The sequence below is a fragment of the Pseudomonas sp. K5002 genome (assembly GCF_013386655.1).
In the GTDB taxonomy this organism is placed as follows: domain Bacteria; phylum Pseudomonadota; class Gammaproteobacteria; order Pseudomonadales; family Pseudomonadaceae; genus Aquipseudomonas.
Genome location: NZ_JACARK010001711.1, coordinates 1 through 504 on the forward strand (window position 1 = coordinate 1; position 504 = coordinate 504).

A 504-nucleotide genomic window follows, 5' to 3' on the forward strand; every position below is an offset into this window, starting at 1 on the left:
TTCGTCCATGCCGGCGGCCAGGTCGTCTTCGCGGTTGGGCAGGGTGCCGGGGTCGTGGGGGAAGATCTTCGGGCCGTCGACATCCGCCAGGCGGTTCAGCGCAGGGTCGCCATTGGCCCGCAGGAAATCATCGAACGCCCAGGCCGACAGTTCCCACAATTCATCGTGGAGGAATTCCTTGGACACCAGGCCTCGGGTAAACACTTTCGGTGCGCCCGGGCGATCGCCTTCGCAATTGGAGACCAGCGGGAAATCCACCTCGACCACTTCTGCGCCGGCGGCTTCAAGTGCCTTGCGCGCAGCTTCCCAGAGCTCGATCACCGAGGCCCGGGTTTTGATTGGCTGGCCAGTAGGGCCGCCGATTCCCGGGGCGTCGCTGGTGCCTGCCTCGGGGTCGGCGTTGATGTACATGCGCGGCACGCCGAAGCGTTTGCCGGCGAGTGCATCGCCGGTCGCGGCCAGGTCTGCGTAGGATTGCGGGCGTACCGAGGCGACGCCGGGGAT

The 504-nt window shown here is 66.5% G+C and carries 1 pseudogene; it reads right to left on the reverse strand.

From position 1 onward, the window contains the following. Positions 1-504: pseudogene (locus HX846_RS38850) on the reverse strand (amidase); the annotation flags it as partial.